The 24,106-nt window shown below is 60.4% G+C and carries 22 protein-coding genes; all 22 read right to left on the bottom strand.

Going from position 1 to position 24,106, the window contains the following annotated elements:
- Positions 1-3: 3 nt before the first annotated feature.
- The 22 genes from fliG to BLU52_RS05950 all read right to left on the bottom strand — a co-directional run bounded on the left by fliG (position 4) and on the right by BLU52_RS05950 (position 24,094).
- Positions 4-1,023 (bottom strand): flagellar motor switch protein FliG, encoded by a 1,020-nt coding sequence (gene fliG, locus BLU52_RS06055; protein WP_016984305.1) that lies wholly within the window; start codon positions 1,021-1,023, stop codon positions 4-6.
- The gene (gene fliF / locus BLU52_RS06050) at positions 1,016-2,803 is read right to left on the bottom strand and encodes a flagellar basal-body MS-ring/collar protein FliF (protein WP_090282355.1); all 1,788 of its coding nucleotides are present in this window, start codon (positions 2,801-2,803) and stop codon (positions 1,016-1,018) included. Before fliF ends, fliG begins: the two co-directional genes overlap by 8 nt.
- A 15-nt stretch (positions 2,804-2,818) precedes the next feature.
- On the bottom strand, positions 2,819-3,148 hold the full coding sequence (gene fliE / locus BLU52_RS06045) for a flagellar hook-basal body complex protein FliE (RefSeq protein WP_090282354.1): 330 nt from the start codon (positions 3,146-3,148) through the stop codon (positions 2,819-2,821).
- A gap of 128 nt (positions 3,149-3,276) precedes the next feature.
- Positions 3,277-4,659, bottom strand: coding sequence for a sigma-54-dependent transcriptional regulator (locus BLU52_RS06040; RefSeq protein ID WP_090282353.1), 1,383 nt, complete (start codon positions 4,657-4,659; stop codon positions 3,277-3,279).
- 5 nt (positions 4,660-4,664) lie between these two features.
- Positions 4,665-5,876 carry a sensor histidine kinase gene (locus BLU52_RS06035; RefSeq protein ID WP_090282352.1) on the bottom strand — a complete coding sequence of 404 codons (1,212 nt, stop codon included), beginning with the start codon at positions 5,874-5,876 and terminating at the stop codon, positions 4,665-4,667.
- A gap of 110 nt (positions 5,877-5,986) precedes the next feature.
- Positions 5,987-7,462 (bottom strand): sigma-54 dependent transcriptional regulator, encoded by a 1,476-nt coding sequence (locus BLU52_RS06030; protein WP_090282351.1) that lies wholly within the window; start codon positions 7,460-7,462, stop codon positions 5,987-5,989.
- Between the two features lie 172 nt (positions 7,463-7,634).
- Entirely contained in the window at positions 7,635-7,931 is a 297-nt protein-coding gene (locus tag BLU52_RS06025) for a hypothetical protein (protein ID WP_016771085.1), read from the bottom strand.
- 11 nt (positions 7,932-7,942) lie between these two features.
- On the bottom strand, positions 7,943-8,341 hold the full coding sequence (fliS, locus tag BLU52_RS06020; protein ID WP_090282350.1) for a flagellar export chaperone FliS: 399 nt from the start codon (positions 8,339-8,341) through the stop codon (positions 7,943-7,945).
- 130 nt (positions 8,342-8,471) lie between these two features.
- Positions 8,472-9,920, bottom strand: a complete 1,449-nt coding sequence (gene fliD, locus BLU52_RS06015; RefSeq protein ID WP_090282349.1) for a flagellar filament capping protein FliD — start codon at positions 9,918-9,920, stop codon at positions 8,472-8,474.
- 82 nt (positions 9,921-10,002) lie between these two features.
- Positions 10,003-10,359, bottom strand: coding sequence for a flagellar protein FlaG (locus BLU52_RS06010; protein ID WP_090282348.1), 357 nt, complete (start codon positions 10,357-10,359; stop codon positions 10,003-10,005).
- A 72-nt stretch (positions 10,360-10,431) separates the two neighbouring features.
- Positions 10,432-11,283, bottom strand: coding sequence for a flagellin domain-containing protein (locus tag BLU52_RS06005; protein WP_073472782.1), 852 nt, complete (start codon positions 11,281-11,283; stop codon positions 10,432-10,434).
- A 243-nt stretch (positions 11,284-11,526) separates the two neighbouring features.
- Positions 11,527-11,793: a hypothetical protein gene (locus BLU52_RS06000; RefSeq protein ID WP_090282347.1), complete on the bottom strand. Its 267-nt coding sequence runs from the start codon at positions 11,791-11,793 to the stop codon at positions 11,527-11,529.
- Positions 11,790-13,079: a motility associated factor glycosyltransferase family protein gene (locus tag BLU52_RS05995; protein WP_090282346.1), complete on the bottom strand. Its 1,290-nt coding sequence runs from the start codon at positions 13,077-13,079 to the stop codon at positions 11,790-11,792. The genes BLU52_RS06000 and BLU52_RS05995 overlap by 4 nt, the downstream gene beginning before the upstream one ends.
- Before the next feature lie 86 nt (positions 13,080-13,165).
- The gene (locus BLU52_RS05990; RefSeq protein WP_090282345.1) at positions 13,166-14,092 is read right to left on the bottom strand and encodes a ketoacyl-ACP synthase III; all 927 of its coding nucleotides are present in this window, start codon (positions 14,090-14,092) and stop codon (positions 13,166-13,168) included.
- Between the two features lie 226 nt (positions 14,093-14,318).
- The gene (pseI, locus tag BLU52_RS05985; protein ID WP_090282344.1) at positions 14,319-15,371 is read right to left on the bottom strand and encodes a pseudaminic acid synthase; all 1,053 of its coding nucleotides are present in this window, start codon (positions 15,369-15,371) and stop codon (positions 14,319-14,321) included.
- Positions 15,364-16,869 (bottom strand): UDP-2,4-diacetamido-2,4,6-trideoxy-beta-L-altropyranose hydrolase, encoded by a 1,506-nt coding sequence (gene pseG / locus BLU52_RS05980; protein WP_090282343.1) that lies wholly within the window; start codon positions 16,867-16,869, stop codon positions 15,364-15,366. Before pseG ends, pseI begins: the two co-directional genes overlap by 8 nt.
- Positions 16,866-17,561, bottom strand: a complete 696-nt coding sequence (gene pseF, locus BLU52_RS05975; RefSeq protein WP_090282342.1) for a pseudaminic acid cytidylyltransferase — start codon at positions 17,559-17,561, stop codon at positions 16,866-16,868. The genes pseG and pseF overlap by 4 nt, the downstream gene beginning before the upstream one ends.
- The gene (locus tag BLU52_RS05970; protein WP_090282341.1) at positions 17,558-18,178 is read right to left on the bottom strand and encodes a pseudaminic acid biosynthesis-associated methylase; all 621 of its coding nucleotides are present in this window, start codon (positions 18,176-18,178) and stop codon (positions 17,558-17,560) included. Before BLU52_RS05970 ends, pseF begins: the two co-directional genes overlap by 4 nt.
- A 28-nt stretch (positions 18,179-18,206) precedes the next feature.
- Positions 18,207-19,367 (bottom strand): UDP-4-amino-4,6-dideoxy-N-acetyl-beta-L-altrosamine transaminase, encoded by a 1,161-nt coding sequence (gene pseC, locus BLU52_RS05965; RefSeq protein ID WP_090282340.1) that lies wholly within the window; start codon positions 19,365-19,367, stop codon positions 18,207-18,209.
- A complete protein-coding gene (gene pseB, locus BLU52_RS05960) occupies positions 19,364-20,365 on the bottom strand; it encodes a UDP-N-acetylglucosamine 4,6-dehydratase (inverting) (RefSeq protein WP_090282339.1) in 1,002 nt (333 codons plus the stop codon). The genes pseC and pseB overlap by 4 nt, the downstream gene beginning before the upstream one ends.
- A gap of 23 nt (positions 20,366-20,388) precedes the next feature.
- Positions 20,389-23,301: a glycosyltransferase family 2 protein gene (locus tag BLU52_RS05955; RefSeq protein ID WP_090282338.1), complete on the bottom strand. Its 2,913-nt coding sequence runs from the start codon at positions 23,299-23,301 to the stop codon at positions 20,389-20,391.
- A gap of 55 nt (positions 23,302-23,356) precedes the next feature.
- Positions 23,357-24,094 carry a cephalosporin hydroxylase family protein gene (locus BLU52_RS05950; protein WP_090288447.1) on the bottom strand — a complete coding sequence of 246 codons (738 nt, stop codon included), beginning with the start codon at positions 24,092-24,094 and terminating at the stop codon, positions 23,357-23,359.
- Positions 24,095-24,106 lie beyond the last annotated feature (12 nt).

Here is a 24,106-nt window from a genome sequence, read left to right as displayed (position 1 = left end):
GGCTTAGATCATTTCCTCGCCGCCCTTGCCACCGAGCACAATCTCGCCGGCTTCGGCCATGCGGCGGGCAATGGTGAGGATTTCCTTCTGCGCGGTTTCGACGTCGCTGACGCGCACCGGGCCCTTGGCTTCGAGGTCGTCGCGCAACAGTTCGGCGGCACGCTTGGACATGTTCTTGAAGATCTTTTCCTTGACGCCTTCGTCCGAACCCTTGAGGGCCAGCACCAACACGTCGGACGACACTTCGCGCAGCAGCGCCTGAATTCCGCGGTCGTCGACGTCCGCCAGGTTGTTGAACACGAACATGAGGTCTTCGATCTGACCGGACAGGTCTTCGTCGACTTCGCGGATCGAGTCCATGAGCTGACCTTCGATCGAGCTGTCGAGGAAGTTCATGATGTCGGCCGCACGCTTGATGCCACCCAGGGTGGTGCGCGAGGCATTCGAGTTGCCGGAGAACTGCTTCTCGAGAATCTGGTTGAGCTCTTTCAATGCCGCGGGCTGCACGGTGTTCAACGACGAGACGCGCAGGATGATGTCCAGACGCACCTTGTGGTCAAAGTTGCCAAGCACCTCACCGGCCTGATCCGGGTCGAGGTATGCGACCACGATCGCCTGGATCTGCGGGTGTTCGTAACGGATGACGTCGGCGACTGCGCGCGGCTCCATCCATTTCAGGCTGTCCAGGCCACTGGTGTTGCCACCGAGCAGGATGCGGTCGATGAGGCCGTTGGCCTTGTCTTCGCCCAGCGCCTGGGTGAGCATTTTGCGCACGTAGTCGTCGGAGCCGACGCCGAGGCTGGTCTGATCGCCGACGATGTCGACGAACTCGCTCATGACCTGTTCGACCTGCTCACGATGGACGTTGCCCATCTGCGCCATGGCCACGCCGACCCGCTGCACTTCTTTCGGGCCCATGTGGCGCAGCACTTGCGCAGCATCGGTCGAACCGAGGGACAGCAGCAGAATCGCGGCTTTGTCGACCTTGGTCAGTTTGAGGGTGGCGGCTCGGTTATCACTCATCTGCGTTAATCCACTCTTTCACGACCTGAGCCACGCGACCCGGGTCTTCAGCTACCAGACTCTTGATTGCATTCAGCTGCGCGTCATAACCCTCGCTCGGGCTCGGCAACAGAATGCTCTGCGGACCACCGAGGCTTACGCGGTCGTTGGCCAGTTCGCCGTCCAGGCCGCCCATGCCACCGAGTTCCACGTCGCTGCCCAGACCGGCCAGCTCCTTGCCTTTGCCACCGCCGGTGATGTTGTTGAGCACCGGACGCAGCACACCAAACACCAGCACCAGGATGAACAGCACACCCAGCACTTGTTTGACGATGTCCCAGAACCATGGCTGGGAGTAGAACGGAATATCGGCAATCACTTCGCCGCGCTCGGCGGAGAACGGCATGTTGATCACGCTGACGCTGTCGCCACGGCTGGCGTCAAAACCGACGGCGTCCTGCACCAGACGGGTGAAGCGCGCCAATTCGTCGGCGGTCCACGGCGCACGGCTGGTTTCGCCGTTGGCCGCGTTGACCTTGACCTGATCGTCGACCACCACCGACACCGACAGGCGATTGAGACGCCCCTGTTGCTGCTTGGTGTGGCTGATCGAACGGTCGAGCTCGAAGTTCTTGGTGGATTGTTGACGCTTGTCCGCCGGGTACGGCGCGAGCATCGGCTGGCCGGTGGCCGGGTCCATGATCTGCTGACCGTTGGCATCGACCAATGGCTGACCTGGCTGGATCATCCCCGCCGGAGCAGCTGCGCCGCCGGTGGTTTGCGGTGCCGAGGCTGGCGACGGTGGCTGGTTGCTCAGGGCACCCGGCACACCTTGCGGGCCATTGCTGGCGGTGCGTTGTTCGTTGACCGACTGCTCGCTGCGCAACGCCGGTTGATCCGGGTTGAACTGCTCGGCGGTCGATTCGACTGCACTGAAATCGATATCGGCGGAGACTTCAGCCTTGTAGCGATCGTTGCCCAGTACCGGTTGCAGAATGTTGTGCACGCGCTGGGTGAGCATGCTCTCCATGCGGCGGCTGTAATCGAACTGCTTGCCGGCCATGGTCATTTCGGAGTTTTCCGCCTGATCGGAGAGCAGGTTGCCCTTCTGATCGACGACGGTGATTTGCGATTTGCTCAGTTCAGGAACGGAGGTCGCTACCAGATTGATGATCGCTACGACCTGACCTGGCTCCAGCGAACGACCGCTGTACAGCTCGACCAGTACCGAAGCGCTCGGCTTGCGCTCGTCACGCACGAACACCGAACTTTTCGGAATCGCCAGGTGCACGCGGGCACCCTTGACGTTGTTCAGGCTGGAAATGGTGCGCGCCAGTTCACCTTCGAGGCCGCGACGATAACGGGTCGCTTCCATGAACTGGCTGGTGCCCAGACCTTGTTCCTTGTCGAGGATTTCGAAACCGATGTTGCCGTCGCTGGGAGTGACACCAGCGGCTGCGAGTTTCATCCGCGCACGGGACAGATCGTCGGCCTTGACCAGCAAGGCGCCGGAATTGGGTTCTACGTTGTAAGGGATGTCAGCGGCGGCCAGGGTTTCCATGACCTGCTTGGCGTCCAGGCCGGCGAGGCTGCCGTACAAAGGACGGTAATCCGGCTGCTGCGACCACAGCACCACGGCAAAGCCAATCGCCACGCTCGCCGCCAGACCGACCAACAGGCCGACCTGACGCAGCACGGTCATCTGGGAAAGGTTTTCCAGAAAGGACAGGCCGAACAGCGGCGGTTTACCGTCGATCGGGGTGGCCTTGGCCGGAACGTTATCAGCGACTGCTTCTGCCATGACTCAATCTCGCCCTTATACCGGCATCTGCATGATGTCTTGATACGCCTGAACCAGTTTGTTGCGCACCTGGGTCAGAGCCTGGAACGACACGCTGGCTTTCTGCGACGCGACCATCACGTCGGTCAGATCGACGCCGCTTTTGCCGACCTCGAATGCGTTGGCCAGTTGAGTCGACGCCTGCTGGGTATCGCTGACTTTGTTGATCGCTTGACCGAGCATGTCGGAAAAGCTGCTGCCCGCCAGTTCAGGAACAGCGGCGGTCGATTTGCGCGCAGACATGGCATCCACTTTCATGGCCTGCATGTCCATCATCAACCGATTAAATTCAATACCTTGGCTCATGGTCTACTCTCTTGGGCGGCCCGCAATTTTTTGACACTTCACTCGGCGGGTACACAGGTATTAGCAACAAGGGTGCCAGCTAATGGGCGCCCCTTTGAGAAAAGCATTCTGATTGTTAGCGCGTTGATTCAGGTGGAGAACAGATAGCCTTCAACGTCCATCCCGGCATCGCGCATCTGCGCCAGTTTGTAGCGCAGGGTACGCGGGCTGATGCCGAGTTTTTCCGCTGCTTCCTTGCGTCGGCCGCGCTCGGCCCGCAGGGTGTCGATGATCATCTGAAACTCCCGGCGGCGCAGGTCATCGCCCAGCGCACCGGACGAATCCGCTTCGACTTCAAGCTCTCGAATCGCCGGCGCAGTGACCGGCAAAGCTGCAACCGGCAGCGCACCAGCGAGGCAGAAATCCTGCGGCTGAATCAACCCGCCCTGCTGCAGGATCAGCGCCCGCTGAATGGCGTTATCCAGTTCACGCACATTGCCCGGCCATGGGTAGGCCGTGAGGCACGCTTGCGCTTCAGGCGAAAGTCTTGCCGCCGCGTGCTTCATTTTATTGACGTGTTTGGCTAACAGCCTTTCTGCCAGCGGCAGGATATCGGCAGTGCGCTCGCGAAGTGGACGCCAGGCCAGAGGGAAAACCGACAGGCGGTAAAACAGATCCTCACGGAAGCGCCCCGCCGCCACTTCGCCCGCCAGATCACGGTTGGTGGTGGCGACCACGCGGATATCCAGGGTGATCGGCTTGCGTGCGCCGACGCGCTCGACTTCACGCTCCTGCAGGACGCGCAGCAACTTGGCTTGCAGGCCAAGGGGCATTTCCGAAATCTCATCGAGCAAAATGGTGCCGCCGTCGGCCTGTTCGAACTTGCCGGGCTGGGCGGCGATGGCGCCGGTAAACGAACCCTTCTCGTGACCGAACAACGTCGCTTCGAGCATGTTGTCGGGGATCGCTGCGCAGTTGATCGCAATGAACGGCTGATTAGCGCGGTGCGACTGCTGGTGAATGTAGCGCGCCAGCACTTCTTTACCGGTGCCGGACTCGCCAGAGATCAATACCGTGGAATCGCTGCGCGCCACCCGTGCGGCGAGATCGAGCAACTGCGCGCTGGCCGGCTCTACGGCTATTGGCCCTTCAGCCTCAACGCCACCGATGCTGCCCAGCGCATGCCGCGCCACCAGATCGAGCAGCGCCTTGGGTTCGAACGGTTTGACCAGATAATCCGCCGCGCCCTGACGCATCGCGTCGACGGCGCGTTCGACCGCACCGTGGGCGGTCATCAGCAGCACCGGCAATTGCGGCTGACGCGCGCGCAACAGTGCGAGCAATTGATGACCATCCATGCCCGGCATATTGACGTCACTGACCACCAGACTGAAGGCCTCGTGCGCGACAGCCGTCAATGCATCTTCGGCGCAACCGACCGCGCGGTAATCGTGCCCGGCCAGCAACAGCGTATCGGCCAGCGCCTCGCGCAGCGAACGGTCATCTTCGACCAGCAACACCTTGATGCCCATGGCAGTCACTCAACCCCTTGTGCGGCAGTAAACAATGGCAGGATCACCTGCGCGCAGGTGCCGCGGCCGACCCGCGAACGCAGCCGCAATTCTCCCTGATGCGCCCGCGCCACGGCCTTGACCACGGTCAGGCCGAGGCCGGTGCCGGTGACTTTAGTGGTGAAAAACGGTTCGCCAAGGCGCGCCAGTACGGCCGGCTCGATGCCGCTGCCACTGTCGCTGATGCACAGGCGCAGGGTGTTGTCGCGGGTGTAGCAGTGGACTTTCAGACGGACTGCGCCGGCACTGGCCTGAATCGCGTTTTCGATCAGGTTCAACAGCGCCCCGACCAGCGTGTCGCGATTGCACAGCAGCTCGCCGGCATGGCTGTCGCATTGCCAGCGGATCGGCAAGTCCTGCACATGGGTCAGCGCCGCGGCTTGCAGCGCCTGCATCAACGCGTTGGGGGTGAGGCGATCGGTCAACGGTAACTCGCCGCGCGCGAACACCAGCATGTCACGCACCTGGTGCTCCAGCTCATGCAGGCGCTCTTTCAGGCGCCCGGCGAAACGCTGCTGCGTGGCGACCGGCAGCTCCTGCTCAGTCAAATGACTGGCGTACAGCAGCGCCGCGGACAACGGCGTGCGAATCTGATGGGCCAGCGAAGCGACCATGCGCCCGAGCGACGACAGACGCTCGTGGCGCGCCAGTTGATCCTGTAAATGGCGGGTTTGCGTCAGATCGTTGAGCAGCACCAACTGCCCCGGCTCGGCATCCAGCGAGCGGGTGGCAATCGACAGGCGTCGACCGTTTTTCAGTGAGATTTCGTGGCCGTCGTCTTCACGCGGTGCGAAGCAGCGGGCGATCACCTGGCGCCACAACTCGCCTTCCAGCGGCAGGCCGAGCAATTCGATAGCGGCCGGATTGGCTTCGCAGACAATGCCGTGGCCGTCGATGACGATGACGCCACCGGGCAACAGATCGAGAAGATTTTGCAGGCGGTTGGCCAAGCGTTCCTTTTCCGCCAGCTCCTGCATGCGCTGGGCGCTGACCACGGCCAGCTCACCCTTGAGCTCGGTCACCCGCGCTTCAAGCATGCTGTAGGAGTCGGTCAACTGGCTGGACATCTGGTTGAACAGCTCGAACGCCTGCTCAAGTCCCTGACGGCTTGCCTGCTCTACGGACGAGGGTTGCCCCACGATATTGGAGGCAGAAGAGATCTGGGCGGCTTGGGGCATTGTGCTCTCTCGCTTGGCTGACCGTCAGTGAAACGGAACGTTGCGAGGGCTGTAGCAATACCCGTGCCTAAAAAAAAGCGCTTATAAATGAAGCACTTGCAAAACAGGCGTCAATCATCCGCCTGTTCGTCTCCTCCGGCCCGGCTCATGCCGTACTTGCGCATCTTCTCGACCAGCGTGGTACGACGGATACGCAGGCGTTCCGCCGCCCGCGCCACGATGCCGTTGGCATCGTCCAGCGCCTGCTGGATCAGGCCCTGTTCCAGGCCACCGAGGTAGTCCTTGAGGTCCAGACCTTCCGGCGGCAGCAATGCGTTGGCGCTGAAATCCGGCGTGTGACCGTTGATAGCCACTCGTTCTTCCAGATCGCTGCGCAGGCTGTCGACCATCTGCTCGTCTTCGTCGTCGACGTAGCGGAATTTCTTCGGCAACTCGACCACGCCGATCACCCCGTACGGGTGCATGATCGCCATGCGCTCGACGAGGTTGGCCAGTTCGCGAACGTTGCCCGGCCAGCCGTGACGGCACAGCGACATGATCGCCGCGGAGTTGAAACGGATCGAACCGCGCTTTTCGTGCTCCATGCGCGAGATCAGTTCGTTCATCAGCAACGGGATGTCTTCGACGCGCTCACGCAGCGGCGCCATCTCGATCGGGAACACGTTCAGGCGGTAGTAGAGGTCTTCGCGGAACGAGCCGATCTCGATCATGGTTTCGAGATTCTTGTGCGTTGCGGCAATGATGCGCACGTCGACGCTCTGGGTCTTGTTGCTGCCGACGCGCTCGAAGGTACGCTCCTGCAGCACGCGCAGCAATTTGACCTGCATCGGCAGCGGCATGTCGCCGATTTCATCGAGGAACAGCGTACCGCCGTTGGCCAGCTCGAAGCGCCCGGCACGGCTGGTGATCGCCCCGGTGAAAGCGCCCTTCTCGTGGCCGAACAGTTCGCTTTCCAGCAGCTCTGCCGGGATCGCCCCGCAGTTGACCGGCACGAACGGCGCGTCACGACGTTTGGAATGGTAATGCAGGTTACGCGCGACCACTTCCTTGCCGGTGCCGGATTCGCCGAGGATCAGCACGCTGGCGTCGGTGTCGGCGACCTGCTGCATCATCTGACGCACATGCTGAATCGCCCGGCTGGTGCCGACGAGACTGCGGAACAGATTGGGTTCGCGATGACGACCGCGCTCTCGGGCCTGGTCGTACATCTCGCGATAGACCTGGGCACGGTGCAGCGAATCGAGCAATTTGCTGTAGCTGGGCGGCATTTCCAGGGTCGAAAGCACCCGGCGGCGCTGGTCTTCAGGCAAGTCGACGGAAGAATTATCGCCCATCAACAAAACCGGAAGGAACTCATCCCAGGTTGAGAGTGTCTTTAACAAGCCCAAAAGCGCACCAGGAGCATTGACGGTCCCGATCAGTACGCAAATGACCTCACGACTAGACGACAAAGAGCCGACTGCCTGCTGCCAGTCATGGCTGCCGCAGGGTAAATTTTCTTCGCCAAGAAAATTCAGAATCACCGCCAGGTCGCGGCGGCGGACGCTATCGTCATCGATCAGCAGAATTTTGGTTTCACGCCACATGCAATAGCAACTTCCCTAGTCAACTCAATGCCCGAAAAATGGGGCAAGCGAGACGCTTGCAGGACACCATGTGCCTGTAGACGCCCTAAATCTGATAATAGCCACTAGTTAAGTCAAAAAACCGTGCACAGTCAAATTTATGGCGCACATGTCTGGATTAACTGACGGTTAATTAACCAAACAGATGGTAAACCTTTGCCGCTTTTTGCGCTTGGGTGATCTGCGACATCTCGTTGGCTATCGCCTGCCGCTCCCCCATGGCCACCTCAAGAAGCTCTTTGTAGACAAACAGCAACTCTTCAAGGTTGTCGCGCAATGCGACCTCGTCCAGCGAGGCTTCCGCCATGACGTCTTCCATGCAGGACCGGCAAGCCAGATCCAGCTCGCCGATGGCTTCCCAATTGCGTTCGGCCAGAGCACCGACCAGCGCTTCACGGGTATCGGCAATTCGCTGCAATACAAGACTCATGACGCTCTCCTTCAGAACTGCGGAGCAGGCACAGGCGCGATAGCGTCCCAGCCTTCCTTGACCGTGCTCAGCAAGCCGGCAACCTCGTCGAGAATGCGCGGGTCACTGCTGATGTTCGCCTCGGCGAGACGCTTCATCATGTAAATGTACAGGCCATCCAGATCGGCCAGTGCTTCTGCGTTGTTTTCCAGGTCGAGACCTTCGCGCAGGCCGCTGACAATGCCGATCGCCTTGCTGATCGACGTGCACTTGCCGGGAATGTCCTTGCGCTCGATGGCGCCTTTGGCCTGAGCGATACGGGCCAGGCCACCTTCCATCAACATTTGCACCAGACGGTGCGGGCTCGCTTCGGATGTCTGCGCATGGGCACCGACTTTCTGATACTGCCGAAGGGCTAACATCGGGTTCATGTTCTACCTCATTTGCCACAATGACTCGTATAACCAGTGTATCGCCAACGAGCCTGAAAACTTTAGATCAAAAGACAAAAACCCGGCACACGCTGAGCTAGCGTAGCCGGGTTTTTGTCGTTACCAACCGTTACTTCGCGGACTGCTGCGCGTTCAGCGAGCTGAAGAACGAGGTGATGTTGCTCGCCGTCGCTTTCATCTGCCCTACCAGCAAGTCCATGGCGTTGTACTTGGCGGTCAACGTCGTGGTCAGGTTGGCGACGCGCAAGTCGAGCGCCACCTGCTGCTTCTGCAAGCTGCTCGTCAGATTGGTCAGATTGGAACTGCGCTGATCGAGCAGCCCGCCCGTCTTGACGTAAGGATCGACCGCCGCGGTCATGCGTGCCAGCAGACCGTTTTTCGCGTCGGTACCGCTGAACAATTGCTGGACCTGGCCAGCCATGCCCGGGGTTTCCATACGCTTGTTGAACACGGCGGTGTCGAGCGTCAGCAAACCGGTCTTGCTGTCAGTCAACACGCCCATCTGCGACAGCACGGACAATTGCCCTGCTCCGCCCGCCCCTGGATCGGTCAACTGAGCGCGCACATCCGCCATCAACGAACGCGGCAGCGCGTCACCCGTGAAAGCTGCCGAAACGGTCAGATTGCCATCGGCGTCCGGCGTTGCCTTGGACAAGGTGTCGATGGTTTTCTTCAAGGTGTTATAGGAGTCGATGAACGACTGCAGCGACGTCTGAATCCCGGCGGTATTGGTGGCGACCGACACGGTAGACGGCGTTGCCACGCCACCGACGACAGGACTTGCGGTGACCAGATTCAGGGTCATGCCGCTGATTGCACCGGTCACGGTATTGGTCTTGCTGGTAACGGCCAGGCCGTCGATGGTCAGACTGGCATCCATCGCCAGCTTACCGACGGCTCCGGACGCACCGGCCGCCGGGCTGCTGCCCATTTCCTGGGTGCCATCGATCTCCAGACCAGCGATCCCGCTGACCTTCAGGTCCATGCCGGCACCCGTCTTGTTCGAGCTGAGCACCAGTCGCGACGAACCGGTGCTGTCGGTCACGATGTTGGCCGAAATACCGTTGCTGGCCTGCGCGGTGTTGATCGCATCGCGGGTGGACTGCAAGGTGGCATTGGCCGGAATCGCGACATTGTAATCAATGCCATTCTGACTGATTTTCAGAGTACCACTCGGAATGGCACTGGCGGCCCCGCCGGCGAAGGCGGCACTGGCTACTTTCGAGCCGGTGGCCAGATTTTTCACAACAACGCTATAGGTACCCGGTACAGCGGTTTTATCCGATGTGGCACCGACAACAGTCGGCGTGTCCGAAGTCGCAGTAAAACCGGCAAACGCCGGGCTCGTTGCCTTGTTCAGATCACCCATTGCTTTCTGGTATGCCGCCAATGCGCTTTTCAGCGAACCGACGCCGGAAATCTTCAGGCTGTTGGTTTTGGTCGCGGTATCGATCTGCGTCTGCTTGGCAGACTTGTCGGCGTTGACCAGCGCAGTCACGATCGCGCCGATGTCCAGGCCGGAACCCAGTCCGGAACCCGGTAGAATTGGACTTGCCATGTGCATCTCCCTTCAGATTGTTGCCATTCTTTTGACCGTTACAGGCGTCCTGGGAACGAACAAACATTATTCATGCCATTTATCAGACTTTGGCGTCGAACAACACGTGACTGGCGTTGGCGAGGCTGTCCGCCAGCTTGAGGGCTTCGGCGGAAGGAATCTGTCGAACGACTTCACCTGTCTCGCTTGCGATCACCTTGACGATGACTTTGCCGGAATGCTCGTCAATCGAGAACTCCAGGTTACGCTTGATCGACTGGACGAACTTTTCGATCTCTTGCACCGCCAGTTTCAACTTGGCGCTGTCCGAATCCTGATCCCTGGCAGCGACCGGTGCTTCAGTCCTTTGGACTTTCGGCAGCTCTGACGGTTTGTCAGCAACCGGTGTCACTGGCTTGGGAACCGGATAAGACACGTTAAGCTTTACGCTCATATCCATGCCCATCACCTCTTAACGTAAAAAAGCGAGAGAGCACGACAAGCGCACTCCCCCGCTTAAACTCGATCCGAATTACTGAAGCAGCTTCAGTACAGCGGAAGGCAGTTGGTTGGCTTGAGCCAGTACGGAGGTCGAAGCTTGCTGCAGAGTCTGCTGCTTGGTCAGGTTAGCAGTTTCAGCGGCGAAGTCGGTGTCCTGTACACGACCCTGAGCAGCGGTGGTGTTTTCAGTGATGTTCTGCAGGTTCTGGATGGTGCTGGTCAGACGGTTTTGCGAAGCACCCAGGCTGGCACGGGTTGCACCGATGTTAGCGATAGCTGCGTCGATTGCAGTGATCGCGCTGTCGATGGCAACAGCAGCGTCAGAAGGGCTGGCGCCGGTCAGTACAACAGTGCCGCTGCCAACAGACAGGCTGACGGCGTCGAACTTGGAGCTCAGTACCAGGTCGATGTGGTTAGCCGAACCGGTGTTTGCGCCCACTTGCAGGGTCACAGTACCAGCCGAACCGTCCAGCAGGTTTTTGCCGTTCAGGTTGGTCGAAGCCGAGATACGGGTGATCTCGTCGGACATCTGAGCGAATTCAGCGTTGGTAGCGGTCTGGTCAGCAGTGCCGTTGGTACCGTTACGGGCTTTAACAGCCAGTTCACGCATACGCTGCAGAATGTCGGTAGTCGCTTGCAGAGCGCCTTCAGCGGTCTGGGCAACGGAGATACCGTCGTTGGCGTTCTGGATGGCCTGGGTGTTACCGCGGATCTGCGAGGACATACGGTTGGAGATCTGCAGGCCGGCAGCGTCGTCTTTAGCGCTGTTGATTTTCAGGCCGGAAGACAGGCGTTGCATCGAAGTCGACAGAGCGTCGGAAGCGCGGTTCAGGTTTTTCTGAACGTTCAACGATGTGGTGTTGGTGTTTACTGTTAAAGCCATGACGAATTCCTCGTTGGTTGGGTACTGCGGCTTCCGGCCCTGGCAACCGCCGGGTATGGCCTAGAGAACCTTCGTAATAGTTATCGTCGGGATTGCAGGTTGCTTGAGGGCTTTTTGAAAAAATTTTGCCATCACCACGCCACCCCCGAGAAAACAAAGACTTAGCCGCCCTCCAACCGCGAAAAACTGACGTCATAAAACCGGCTGCCGCGCAAAGCGGCGGGCCAGCGCCATCGGCCTGTTTCAGGCCGCAGCACTTTCCAGCAGTTCGACCAGTTCGTACTCCATATAATCGGCCAGGGCCAGCCAGTCCTGACGCTCCTGACATTCGAACATTTGCGTCAACACCTGCGCCCACTGTTGCTGAGTCTCTACAGAGGCAGACGCCAGGCACTGCTGGGCATTTTCGAAGACATCGACCATGCCCAGCGCCGCTTCGACATCACGGCCCAGGCGAAACAGCGCTGCAGTGTCGCGGCACTGTTTCATGCAGTGGCTCAGGGCACTCATTGCACGAACTCCGGGTTGAACGCGGTTCCGGCGATCAATGCCCCGGATCGACTGCTGTTGAGAAACTCGACCTGTGGGTGCGCAGCGATGTAGCGCTCAAGCACACACAGATAACCGCGAAAATTCAGCTGCGTACTGACCCGCTGCCCGTGGCCGTCACGCACCCAGTGGCGCGCCTGATTCACCGGTGGCCCGAGATCGCCGTCATCCCAACCGGCGTGAGTCTTGTTCATCGGGAAAGCGAAATCAGCACCGAACAGGGTGATCGTCGCAGCGCCCATCTTCACCGCCAGATCCACCGCCGGATGAATCACGCTGCCGCCGACGTGCAACTGACCGCGCGGATATTGCTCACGCAAGTCCGCATAGATCGGGCTCGCGGAGTAGCCGCCGTAGCGCTTGCCCTTCCATGCCTGCAATACCGTCGGATCGCTCATCGGCAGGTACACCAGTGGGATGCCATCGGACTGCTCGCAGGGCAGATGGCGGAAGCCGATGCGCTGATCGATGCTCACCACCAGATCCGGCGCGATGCCATGTTCGCGCAGCGGGCGATAAGCGGTATCGACACAAATGAATAGCGGCCGCTCGGCACGTTGGCGGATCGCCGCCAGACTTGCGAAATGCTGCTCCAGGCTCGGCCCGGTGGCAATCACATAGATTTCCCGCCCGGCGCAGCTACCGAACAGTTGCGCCACATCGGCATCACCGAGCAACACCGGCAGGCATTCCTGCAAGCGCTGCTGAATCTGCGCTGACTGCGGATCGAACTCGCGGTTGTTGAACGTCAGGTGGATTTCGTTGACCAGCCGATCACGAATCTTCGCATTGCTGTCATCGGCCAGCAGCAACTCCGCCGGCAGGGCGAAAAACGGCGTGAAGAAGTCGGAATGGTCGTCGGCGTAAAACAACTCGACGCGCGGATCGTCCAGCCAATGGCGCTGATCGAGCAGTTGCAGCACCAGTGCGAACAGTGCGCCATTGAGGATATGCACGTACAAGCGCTCCAGACCGGTACGCTCGAGCAGTACACCGGGCAAATCGCCCAGGCCGATGCCATAGACGTGCAGTTGCGGTTTTTCCGCCAGGCTCGCCGCCTGTATCCGCGCCTCATGCAGGCGGTCATGGCGGCTGGTCAGTTGCACGCCATTGACGCTCAGCGTCGAACCGAGCCCGTGCACCAGTTCAGCGGCAACGCTCGCGCTGTCCTCGCCCAGCAAGCGCTCGAACAGCGCCGGCCAGCGCCGCTGCAACACCTGGGCATTGGCTTGGAAAAACTCGCTCATGGCGCCTCGCGCTCCGTATCAGGCAAAAAAATAGCGTTCAAGGTTAACCTTGAACGCTATTTTTGTATCCGCCGTTTTTGCGGCGATCAGGGGCGATAGATAATCGCCGAACCCCACGACAGACCGACACCGAAGCCGCTCAGCGCGACCCGTTGCCATTGCGAATCGAGCGCGTGTTTTTCCAGCAGCAACGGAATGCTCGACGACACGGTGTTGCCGGTCTCGACCATGTCCTTGATGAACTTCTCCGGCTCGCCTTCGAAACGTCGCGCCACGGCATCGACGATCGCCGCGCTGCCCTGGTGAATGCAGAACGCATCGATGTCATCGGACTTGAGGCCGGAATCATCGAGCAGCTCGTGCAAATGCGCCGGGACCTTGAGCAGGGCAAAGTTGAACACCTGACGCCCGTTCATGAAGAACACGCCGTCGGTGACTTTCAAATGCGGTGCGCCGGAACCGTCCGTGCCGAACTTGGCCTTGCCCAGCGCCCACGTCGGGTCTTCGCCCATCCAGGTTGCGGTGGCGGCGTCGCCAAACAGCATGGTGGTGTTGCGGTCTTCCGGGTCGACGATTTTCGAATACGGGTCAGCGGTGATCAGCAGGCCGTTTTTCAGGCCGGCGGCTTCCATGAAGCCTTTGATCGCATAGATGCCGTAGACATAACCCGAGCAACCCAGGGAAATGTCGAACGCCGCTACGTTTGTTGGCAGGCCCAGTTTGTCCTGCACGATCGCTGCGGTGTGCGGCAGGCCTTCTTCGTCGCCGTTCTGGGTGACGACGATCAGCGCGTCGATCGCTTCGCGCTTCAGCTGCGGGTTGCTGGCAAACAGCGCATTGGCCGCTTCCACGCACAGATCGGAGGTTTCCTGTTCAGCGTCTTTGCGCGGCAGGAACGCCGAGCCGATCTTGCCAAGGATGAATTCTTCATCCTTCTCGAATTTTGCACCTTGTGCGTAATTGTCCACGCCGGCTACAGGAACGTAGCTCGCAATGCTTTTTATGCCAATCATTACGGCTTCCCAATAAAAAACAGCCCAAGACCACCGCTCGCAAGGATTTCGAGGGGCGCCGACAAACAACAAATGGCCGCCACAACGGGCAGCCACGGGGAGCGCAAAGGGCTATCACTGGAACCGCAAACGGGCCAGGCGCCATCTCCCCGATCAATACAATACAGTGAAGATGCGCGTTATGACTCGCAGGTCACGCTATTTAGCCGAATCGGTGCAGATCGGCTTATTCGAGCAGCGACCAGTCCAGCGGCGTACCGCGCTTGATCGGCGCGCGGGCGCGGCGGCCGAGAACAGCGTCGGTGTGCTTGGGCGGCAGACCGAGACCCGGGCGAATCGCGCGCAGATTATCGCAATTGAAGGTGTCACCGGCGGCCATGTCGGCGGTGACATACAGCGAGCGCCGATACACCAGCGACTTGCGCTCGGCTTCGGTGACGCCGTAATGCACCTGGCCCATGGCTTGCCAGGCACGCTCGGTTTCCACCACCAGACTGGCCATTTCTGAAGGTTCCAGGGAAAAACTGGCGTCGACGCCACCGGCCGAACGGTCGAGGGTGAAATGTTTTTCAACCACCGTCGCCCCGAGCGCCACCGCCGCAACGGAAACGCCAACACCCATCGAATGATCGGACAGCCCGACCTCACAACCGAACAGTTCCCGCAAATGCGGGATCGTGCGTACGTTGCTGTTGAGCGGGGTCGCCGGATAGGTGCTGGTGCACTTGAGCAGCACCAGATCCTTGCAGCCCGCCTCGCGAGCGGCACGCACGCTTTCATCCAGTTCGGCAATGCTGGCCATGCCGGTGGAAATGATCAACGGCTTGCCAGTGGCCGCCACCCTACGAATCAGCGGCAGGTCGGTGTTTTCAAAACTGGCGATCTTGTAAGCCGGCACATCGAGGCTTTCGAGAAAATCCACCGCGCTGTCATCAAACGGCGTCGAGAACGCGAGCATTCCCAATTCTTTGGCCCGAGCAAAAATCGGCGCGTGCCATTCCCACGGCGTGTGGGCTTTTTCGTACAGCTCATACAGCGAGGTGCCAGCCCACAGGCTGCCCGGATCCTTGATGAAAAACTCGCCTTCGGACAGATTCAGGGTCATGGTTTCGGCGGTATAGGTTTGCAGCTTCAAGGCATGCGCCCCAGCCTTGGCAGCGGCCTCGACGATTTGCAGGGCAACCTCCAGCGACTGGTTATGGTTGCCGCTCATCTCGGCAATTATGAACGGCGGCGCATCGGCACCGATCGAGCGATTGCCAATCTTGAAGCTAGTCATGCGATTGATCCTTCAGAACACGGGTGAACACGCAGGCCTCCTGGCTGAAGCCGGCGTCACGAAACAGATTCAACGACGGGCTGTTGCCCGGCAAAACCCGAGCGTTGATGGCTTGCAGTTGCGGCCAGTGCATCGTGACGAACGCTTCGCCCCGCGCCAGCAGCGCCCTGCCCCAGCCCAGACCGATGCGCCCCTCAAGCAGATACAGTGAAACTTCCGCATCAGACCCGCGCAGGTCATAACGCACGACACCGACGGCACCGTCGTCGGCCTCGGCAATCAACAACAGCCGCTGCGGGTTGCGCAGACTCGCCGTCAGCCAGTCCAGATGCTGCGGCCAGTCGATCACGCTGGAATCCAGCGACCCGCGCCGCACCGCTTCGGCATTGCGCCCGTCGAACAGCAACTGCGCGTCGTCGAGCGTTGCCGGGCGCAGCTTCAGCACCGCCCCGGCCAATGCTGCCGCAACGCGCTCGGCGCCACGGCCATCGACCAGTTGCCGCGAACGTTCGGCCAGGCTCTGGCGCAAAAAGAAATTGTTGCCGACGAAGCCGACCGCATCGCGCAATTGCTCAACGCTGACTTGCTCACGAGCGCCCAGAAACACATGTGCGCCTGCGGCGGCCATGACTTCACCGTTGGCCTGCTGATTGTTCGACACCGCAATACAGATCGTCGGCAACCCGAGCGCCGCACGCTCCCAACTGGTACCGCCGCCCGCGCCGATGAACAGATCGGCCTCGGTCATGCGCTGATAAAAATCGCTGACAAAACTGTGCAGGCGCCAGTTCGGCCGCGTCTCGGCCAGTGTCTGCATCTGGCCCCACGCCGGGTTGTCGGCGCCGGCAACGAAGTCCACTTGCAGTTCGTTGAAATCGGCCAGGGCGAGCATCGCATGGTGGGTCTGCATCGCCGCATCGAAGCCGCCGAAGTTGACCAATACCCGGCGCGCCGTCGGTTTGATTTCGATTGCCGCGCAGTCGAATTCCTCGCGCAACATCGCATAGCGTGGGCCGAGCAGGGTTCGGCATCCCGCCGGCAGCAGCGGCGCATAGTTTTCGCTGAGCCCGGACAGATTCTGATTGAGCAGCAGATCAACGCTGTAGCGCCGGGTGGCCAGATCATCCACCGCCGCGATGCGATGCGCCCAGCGCCGCGCCGCGGTTTGCCAGTGATGGTCGAGGCCGTAATGGTCGACGATGATCCAGTCGAACTCCGCCTGCCCATCCAGCAATTGGCCCAGCGCGTCGATGTCGAACTGCCACGGCAGCATCGATTCGATGGCCTGTAGCGGGTCCTCGTCGCGATAGCGCTCGGGCAGCGCGTAAGTTTCGAAGCCTTCGGCATTCAACGCGTCCAGCCGATGCCCCGGCAACCGCCGACAGGCAAACGCGACGTGACTGCCCTGCTGTTTCAGTACCCGCGCTAGAGTCAGGCAACGGGCGATGTGACCGCTGCCTATGGTTGGCGAAGCATCGGCGCGAATCAGTACTCTCATGAAAGCTCTCCGCCGGCCTTGAGCGCTGCGTACAGGTATTCGGCGCGTTTCCAGTCCTCGGGCGTGTCGATGTCCTGAACCAGATACCGCGGCAGAATCACCGGCAGGCTGGCTGGCGAGTACAGCACATCACCGCGCAACCACGCCGCGCTGCGCCCCCAGTAAAACTGCCCGGCATCCTGATACGCCTCGGGCAGGTCCTGCGAGCGGGTATTGCGAAACTCGGGATACAACGCCGTCAAGGCGCCCTCCCCGTCTACGGTCAGCGCGCGCTGCACCGGAAACGCGAAATTGCAAACCGAGAACGCAAATGATCGATCAGGATGCTGCTCCAGCAGCTCGAAACCCTGACGCAGATAGCGTGCCTGCAATAACGGCGCGGTGGCGTAGATACAACAGGCGTAATCGAAGGACGGCAACTGCTCCAGCGCATGCACGATGACCGCCGCCGTGCCGGTAAAGTCATCGGCCAGGGCTGCCGGACGCATGAACGGTACCTGCGCACCGTGCGCCTTCGCGATCTCGGCAATCTCGACATCGTCGGTGCTGACCACAACCTGCTCGAACACACCTGAATCCAGCGCCGTGCAGATCGAGCGGACAATCATCGGCACACCATCGAACGGCAAGAGATTCTTGCGCGGGATACGCTTGCTGCCGCCACGGGCAGGGATGATTGCGACGTTGCTCAAGGGCGTTTTTCCAACAAAAACCAAGTGATGTCGTCCGCCGGAAACCGCGGTTCGCGGTGATAGACGAAACCATAATCGACTAATTGCAGATCAGCATAGCGGTCGAGCATTTCCCCGGCGAAATCACGCTTGAACAGCTTGCCGCTGTTGCCGCGGTAGGCGATTTCCACCGGCGCCGGATTGTAATACTCGGCGATCAGGATGTAGCGCTGACTGAGCTCGTAAAGCTGCGCATAGGCGCGCGGCAACAGCTCAGGGGCCAGATGGATCAGCACGCCTTTGCTCAGAGTCAGGTCGTAGCGACGCTCGGCAGGAAAATCGAACAACGAGCCGTGCCAGATCTGCGCAATGTCCAGCGCCTGCGCCTGCGCACACGCGCTTTCGTTGATCTCGACCCCGAACAGCTCGCAGCGTGGCAATAACTGATGCAGTGCCTGCAAATTGTTGCCGGCGTTGGTGCCCAGCTCCAGCAGACTGTCGACGCGACCCGCGCGGCTCAGCGCTTTGGCGAAGAACCCTAGATTGCCCGCCACCAGCGCCTGGCCGACATTGCGCTCAACGTACTGGTTGCCGAACTCACCCTGCCAGAATCTTTCCTGCTCGCTCAGATCGCGCATGACACAGTCTCGTCCACCGCCGCAGCGGTCATCCTTCGGTCAGTCGCCGCAGTTGCTCGACCACATGATCCTGCTGCTCATCGCTCAGCAAGGGGTACAGCGGCAAACTGATGGCTTGAGCGTAATAGCGTTCAGCCTCGGGAAAGTCCCCCTCGGCAAAACCCAGGTCCTGATAGTAAGGCTGCAAGTGCACCGGGATGTAGTGCAGATTCACGCCGATACCGGCGGCGCGCAAACCTTCGAAGACCTGACGATGACTGAGGCTGATGCGCTCGGTCTGCAAGCGAATCACATACAAGTGCCAGGCAGACTCCGCCTCTTCCTGCGGGCTCGGCAACGTCACCGGCAAGTAGGCGAGCAAGCGATCGTATCGCGCCGCCAGTTCGCGGCGCCGGGCGACGAATTCGTCCAGTTTCTCCAACTGTGACAGGCCCAGCGCCGCTTGCAGATCGGTGATCCGATAATTGAAGCCCAGTTCGATCTGCTGGTAGTACCAAGGCCCGTGACTGGGCTCGGTCATCTGCTGCGCATCACGGGTCATGCCGTGGCTGCGCAGGCGTTGCAGACGCTCGGCCAGGTGCGGGCGATTGGTCAGGACCATGCCGCCCTCGGCGCTGGTGATGATTTTCACCGGATGGAAACTGAACACCGTCATCGCGGCAAATTCGCCGCACCCGATCGGGCGCCCGGCATAGCTGGCGCCGACCGCGTGCGAGGCGTCCTCGATCACGGTGAAGTTATAGCGCTCAGCCAGTTCGGCGATGCGCCGCATGTCACAGCTCTGCCCCGAGAACGCCACCGCAACCAGCACTTTCGGCAACGTGCCGTCGCGCTCCGCCTGTTCCAGCTTCGTCGCAAGAACCACCGCGTCGAGGTTCCAGGTCAGCGGATCGATATCGACGAAATCCACCTCGGCGCCGCAATAGCGTCCGCAGTTGGCCGAGGCAAGAAAGGTGTTCGGCGTGGTCCACAAACGATCGCCCGGCCCCAGCCCCGCCGCCAGACAAGCGATGTGCAGCGCCGCCGTGGCGTTGCACACCGCCACCGCGAAATCGGCCTGGCAACGCGCGGCCATCGCCTGCTCGAAGCGTTCGATGGTCGGGCCCTGGGTCAGCCAGTCCGATTGCAGTACCGCGACCACCGCATCGATGTCCGCCTGATCGAGGCTCTGCCGACCGTAGGGGATCATGCCGAGAGTTTCGCGTGCAGGTCGGCGATCTGCCCGACCGAGAGAAACTGCGGGTTGGTGTCGGAGCGGTATTCGAAATCTTCGCTCACCGCGCGCCCACGCTCGCCGAGTTTGTCGACGGCAAAATCGACATCGACGCTGGTGAAGCGAATCGATGGCTGAATCGTGTAGTGATCTTCAAATTCCAGAGTCATGCGCGCATCGTCCAGCGGCACCATCAGCTCATGCAGCTTTTCGCCGGGACGAATGCCGACGTTCTTGTGCGGCAGATGCTCAGCCATGCCACGCGCCAGATCGACAATGCGGATCGACGGAATCTTCGGCACGAACACTTCGCCGCCGTGCATCCGCGCGAAGCTGTCGAGCACGAACTGCACGCCGTGATCGAGGGTGATCCAGAACCGGGTCATGCGCTCGTCGGTGATCGGCAACTCCTGCGCGCCATCGGCGATCAGCTTGCTGAAAAACGGCACCACGGAGCCGCGCGAACCGGCAACGTTGCCGTAACGCACCACGGCAAAGCGGGTCTGCTGCTCGCCGGCAATGTTGTTGGCAGCGACGAACAGTTTGTCCGAGAGCAACTTGGTCGCGCCGTACAGATTGATCGGGCTGGCCGCTTTGTCCGTGGACAACGCCACGACTTTTTTCACCCCGTTGTCGATGGCGGCGGCGATGATGTTTTCCGCGCCATTGACGTTGGTGCGAATGCACTCGGTCGGGTTGTACTCCGCCGCCGGCACTTGTTTGAGCGCCGCGGCATGTACCACGTAGTCGATACCGCGCATGGCCTGACGCAAGCGATCGGCGTCACGCACGTCACCGATGAAATAGCGCATGCACGGCGCGTTGAACGTCTGCTGCATCTCGTACTGTTTCAGCTCGTCGCGGGAGAACACCACCACGCGCTTGGGCTGGTATTGCTCCAGCAAGCGACGGATGAAGTTGCGCCCGAACGAGCCGGTGCCGCCGGAGATGAAGATCGATTTACCGTTGAACATGTTGTGGTTCCTGTCCGGCGAGCTTAAGCGAGCAACTGTGCCCAGTTGATCGGGGCACTTTCGCCCAGGGTAAAACCTTTGCCGGTCAGGGCCAGGTTGGCGTTGTAGGCCGGGTCGTGCGCGAAGGCGTCGGGCCATTTTTCACGCAGCGTCGCCAGTGCCGCTGGCTGCTGTGCCAGCTCGCCGTTGTGCAGCACTTGCACCAGCGGCGTCCACACGGTGAGGTAACCGGCCTGACCGGCCTTGAGGCACAGGTCGACATCGGCGAAACCTTCAGCGAAAATCGCTTCATCCAGCCCGCCCAAGGCGCTGTACAGTTCTTTGCGCACCATCATGCAGACCCTGGAGACGGCCGAATAATTTTGCTCGGCCACCAGACGCTGCATGTAACCCTCGGCCTTGTGTTTCTCGCCGATGAAGGGCGAACCCACGCCATCGTTCAGCCCCAGTATCAAACCGGCGTGCGAGACCTTGCCGTCGCGATCGACCAGCTTGGCACCGACGATGCCGACTTCCGGGCGCTGGGCGTGATTGAGCAGCGAATCGATCCAGTTCGGGTTGACCACTTCACTGTCAGCGGCCAGCAATACCAGATAATCACCCTGGGCTTGCTCGCTGGCGGCGTTGTACAACGCGACCTCGCTCAATGGCTGATCGGCACGCAACACATTGACCCTGGCATGACGCAGCGTGCCCAGCCAGTCATTGACCTGCGCCGACTGCCGGGCGTCAGCCGCCAGCAATACTTCGTAGCGGCTGTAACGGGTTCGCAGCAGCACGCCTTCCAGGCAGCGACGCAGCGCCGGCAAATCATCGATGACCGGCACAATGATCGACACCAGTGGCTGCTCGGTGTGGCGATAATCGATCTGCCAGGTGCCCGGCGTCTGTGAAGTAACCTTGGCCTTGTAGCCGCGATTGCCGAGATGGCGCAGCAATGCCAGGCGTTCGTGGGTGTTTTCCTCCAGCGGCGCTCGCTCGGTGATCAACAGTGGCTCGTCGAGATGCGCGAGACCGTCGAGGCCACCCTGCTCGATGATGCGCAACAACAGATCGAATTCCAGCGCCTTGCTGAAATCAGCCTGATAGCCGCCGACCTCGAGCAGCACCTGGCGCCGGATCAACCAATGGCGCGCCATCAGTGACGGCACGCTTTGCAGCAGATCCAGATTGAAACCGGGGCGGAACACGTCGACCAGCGCACCGTTTTCCTTGCGCTGTATTTCATCGGTGGCGACAGCACGCACACCTTGGGCAGCCATCAGTTCAAGGCTGGCGCGCAACAGGCCGCTGGCGGTGAACTCATCACCGGCCTGAGCCAACATCAACCAGTCGCTCGGCGACTGCTGAGCGCTCTGGTTGAGTTTGTCGACGAGATTGCCGGGCGTGACACGGACAAAGTGCAAGGTGTTCTGCGCAGTGGTCGCTGCCGGCGCTTCACCGGTAGTAAACACGACAATCCTGAACGCTTTGCAGTGCCCCTCGACCAGGCTGTCGAGCGACACTTGCAACTTGTCGATGTCGTTGTCCAGATCAAGCAGGAAGATACCGAACTGCGGGCCACCACCTTCAGCAGCCACGTGCTGGCTGATCGACTCGAGCTGCTCGATGGCCGGTGCGCGTGCAGCCAGCCAATTCAACAAACGTCCCGATTGCATCTTGTCGAACGTGAGCTGATGATCGTCGACCGTCAGCGCCTCGAGGCGGTCGATCCATTCATGCATTTGCGCCGCTGCCTCGTCACCGAGCACTTGCATTTGCGCGGCCAGACGCTTGGCAACCACCTGATTGAACGCATTCAGATCATGCGCCTGCCACAACCGGTCGATCACACTCTCCGGCGTATCGTTATTGCGCGCCTGGAGCAGATGCGCCTGACGCGTCCATACGCCTTCCAACCCTTCCAGCTGAAGGCGACCCGCCGGCAGGGTGTGCAGCATGAATTCAAACTGTTCCAGAAGATCGAAAAACGCCTGGTTGTAGAACGGCATCTCGACGTACTGCAGTGGGCCGAAACGCCGATCAGGCCGGCGCAATTGCTGATTCCAGGTCGACTCGAAAATCAGCTCGGCAGTCAACGCCCGGCGGACCGCCAGACTCTCGGCCATCGCCGCAAAGCTCTCCAGAGCAAAGGCCTTGGCCTGCCCTGCATCGAGGTTTTGAATACCGGTAGGCAGCGAGACGAGGAAATCGGCGAACGCCTCTCGTTCGGCGACCGACCTGGCATCGAGATAGGTCAGCGAGTGATACACATCGGTATTGTGTTCGGAAACGCCGTAATTGATCTCGCGCACCACATAAGGAACAGGCAGGATCCGTGCCTTGGCGCTGGCCAGCAGGAAGTACACGTGACCGATTTCCTGCCATTGAAAATTGGTCCCCGGAGGCAATGCCGAGTGCCAGGTTTTCATCAGATCGGTACGGGTCACCGCGTAAAACGGCGGGATGTACTGACTCATGTAATCAATGACGCGGTCCTGCGCGCGCTCGGATGAATAGTCTTCCTGAACCTTCTTGTCGCGGCGGTAGTAGTTCACGCCATCGGCCTTCGCCAGGTACATCAGGCAATAGCCATGACACATGCCGTAGTCACGATTGGCCTGAAGAAAGCCGACTGACTCGCAGAGCGAATCGAACACGATGAAATCGTCATCCGCCGCCAGCACCATATAGGGCGTGGTCAGTTGCTCGACGCCATAGGCCAGTTTGGCCTGCATGCCCCAGTAGGCGAATTGCGGCACGTGATGATAATCGACGGCGGAAAAATCGCCTTCCGGACGTTCCGGCGTGGAGTCCAGCACCATGATCCGGCAGGGCAAGCTGCTGTAGTACTTCACCGCACGGCGCAGGAACGCCGGCCGGTTGTGAGTAATCAGCACCACCGTCAACAACTCGCTGAGCGGTAGCGTCAGTTCAGAACTGTACTTGCCTTGCATAACTTCTCTCCACAACCGGCGACTCGCCGAGATAACGCTTTGGGGATGTTGCTAATTAACGAACGCGACGCAGATAGCCGTCTGGCGCCACGGTGATCAGCAGCTTGTTCTGCAACTGCTGGTCGATCTCGAAATCCTGGTTTTCTTCCAGGTATTTCCAGACGGCGGTTTTCGGGTTGTCACCCGGGCCCCACGGACGATCCGGGAAGAAATCGGCCGGCATGTCTTCGACCACGGTGTCCATCACCACGCAATAGCTGTCGACCGACACCAGCGGTGCGTACAGACGCAGCTCTTCGAGGACGTGATCGTGGGTGTGGTTGGAGTCGAGCACCAGAATGACTTTCTTGCCCTTGGCCGCCGCTTGCACCTGGGCGGCGATGCCTGCATCGATGCTCGAGCCTTCGATCATCTTGATGCGCTTGGCCATCGGATGGCTTTCGATCGCTTCACGGTTGTGCGCACGGATATCGAGGTCGATGCCCAGCACTTCGCCGTGGCCCTGCAGTTCCAGCAACGAGGCGTAGTAAATGATCGAACCGCCGTGGGCGATGCCGCACTCGATCACCAGGTCCGGTTTGACCTGCCAGATGATCTCCTGCATGGCCATCATGTCTTGCGGCAGCTGGATGATCGGGCGGCCCATCCACGAGAAGTGGTAGCTGTATTTGTGCCTGGCCGATTCGTTGAAGAAATCGCGGGCCAGGCCGGTCAGTTTCGGATCGTCACCCTGCTGGGCGATCTGCTCGCGGCACTCGGCTTCGAAGGCTTGGTTGATGCTGTTGTCGGTCATGTTGGTCATCTC

Origin of the sequence: Pseudomonas granadensis (assembly GCF_900105485.1) — a bacterium.
Taxonomy (GTDB): Bacteria; Pseudomonadota; Gammaproteobacteria; order Pseudomonadales; family Pseudomonadaceae; genus Aquipseudomonas; species Aquipseudomonas granadensis.
The sequence above is the reverse complement of the archived record's forward strand: the minus strand, read 5'-3'. Positions and strand labels throughout refer to the sequence as shown.

Bases quoted from the DNA above. Each gene is read 5' to 3' on its own strand.
- BLU52_RS06040 (WP_090282353.1), bottom strand. From the start codon at position 4,659: ATGGGCATCAAGGTGTTGCTGGTCGAAGATGACCGTTCGCTGCGCGAG.
- BLU52_RS06005 (WP_073472782.1), bottom strand. From the start codon at position 11,283: ATGGCTTTAACAGTAAACACCAACACCACATCGTTGAACGTTCAGAAA.
- pseB (WP_090282339.1), bottom strand. From the start codon at position 20,365: ATGTTCAACGGTAAATCGATCTTCATCTCCGGCGGCACCGGCTCGTTC.
- BLU52_RS05950 (WP_090288447.1), bottom strand. From the start codon at position 24,094: ATGACCGACAACAGCATCAACCAAGCCTTCGAAGCCGAGTGCCGCGAG.
- pseC (WP_090282340.1), bottom strand. From the start codon at position 19,367: ATGATCCCCTACGGTCGGCAGAGCCTCGATCAGGCGGACATCGATGCG.
- BLU52_RS06000 (WP_090282347.1), bottom strand. From the start codon at position 11,793: ATGAGTGCCCTGAGCCACTGCATGAAACAGTGCCGCGACACTGCAGCG.
- BLU52_RS05995 (WP_090282346.1), bottom strand. From the start codon at position 13,079: ATGAGCGAGTTTTTCCAAGCCAATGCCCAGGTGTTGCAGCGGCGCTGG.
- BLU52_RS05990 (WP_090282345.1), bottom strand. From the start codon at position 14,092: ATGATTGGCATAAAAAGCATTGCGAGCTACGTTCCTGTAGCCGGCGTG.
- BLU52_RS05970 (WP_090282341.1), bottom strand. From the start codon at position 18,178: ATGCGCGATCTGAGCGAGCAGGAAAGATTCTGGCAGGGTGAGTTCGGC.
- BLU52_RS06035 (WP_090282352.1), bottom strand. From the start codon at position 5,876: ATGCCCCAAGCCGCCCAGATCTCTTCTGCCTCCAATATCGTGGGGCAA.
- BLU52_RS06030 (WP_090282351.1), bottom strand. From the start codon at position 7,462: ATGTGGCGTGAAACCAAAATTCTGCTGATCGATGACGATAGCGTCCGC.
- fliG (WP_016984305.1), bottom strand. From the start codon at position 1,023: ATGAGTGATAACCGAGCCGCCACCCTCAAACTGACCAAGGTCGACAAA.
- fliD (WP_090282349.1), bottom strand. From the start codon at position 9,920: ATGGCAAGTCCAATTCTACCGGGTTCCGGACTGGGTTCCGGCCTGGAC.
- BLU52_RS06025 (WP_016771085.1), bottom strand. From the start codon at position 7,931: ATGAGTCTTGTATTGCAGCGAATTGCCGATACCCGTGAAGCGCTGGTC.
- fliS (WP_090282350.1), bottom strand. From the start codon at position 8,341: ATGAACCCGATGTTAGCCCTTCGGCAGTATCAGAAAGTCGGTGCCCAT.
- pseG (WP_090282343.1), bottom strand. From the start codon at position 16,869: ATGAGAGTACTGATTCGCGCCGATGCTTCGCCAACCATAGGCAGCGGT.
- fliE (WP_090282354.1), bottom strand. From the start codon at position 3,148: ATGAGCCAAGGTATTGAATTTAATCGGTTGATGATGGACATGCAGGCC.
- pseI (WP_090282344.1), bottom strand. From the start codon at position 15,371: ATGACTAGCTTCAAGATTGGCAATCGCTCGATCGGTGCCGATGCGCCG.
- BLU52_RS06010 (WP_090282348.1), bottom strand. From the start codon at position 10,359: ATGGATATGAGCGTAAAGCTTAACGTGTCTTATCCGGTTCCCAAGCCA.
- fliF (WP_090282355.1), bottom strand. From the start codon at position 2,803: ATGGCAGAAGCAGTCGCTGATAACGTTCCGGCCAAGGCCACCCCGATC.
- BLU52_RS05955 (WP_090282338.1), bottom strand. From the start codon at position 23,301: ATGCAAGGCAAGTACAGTTCTGAACTGACGCTACCGCTCAGCGAGTTG.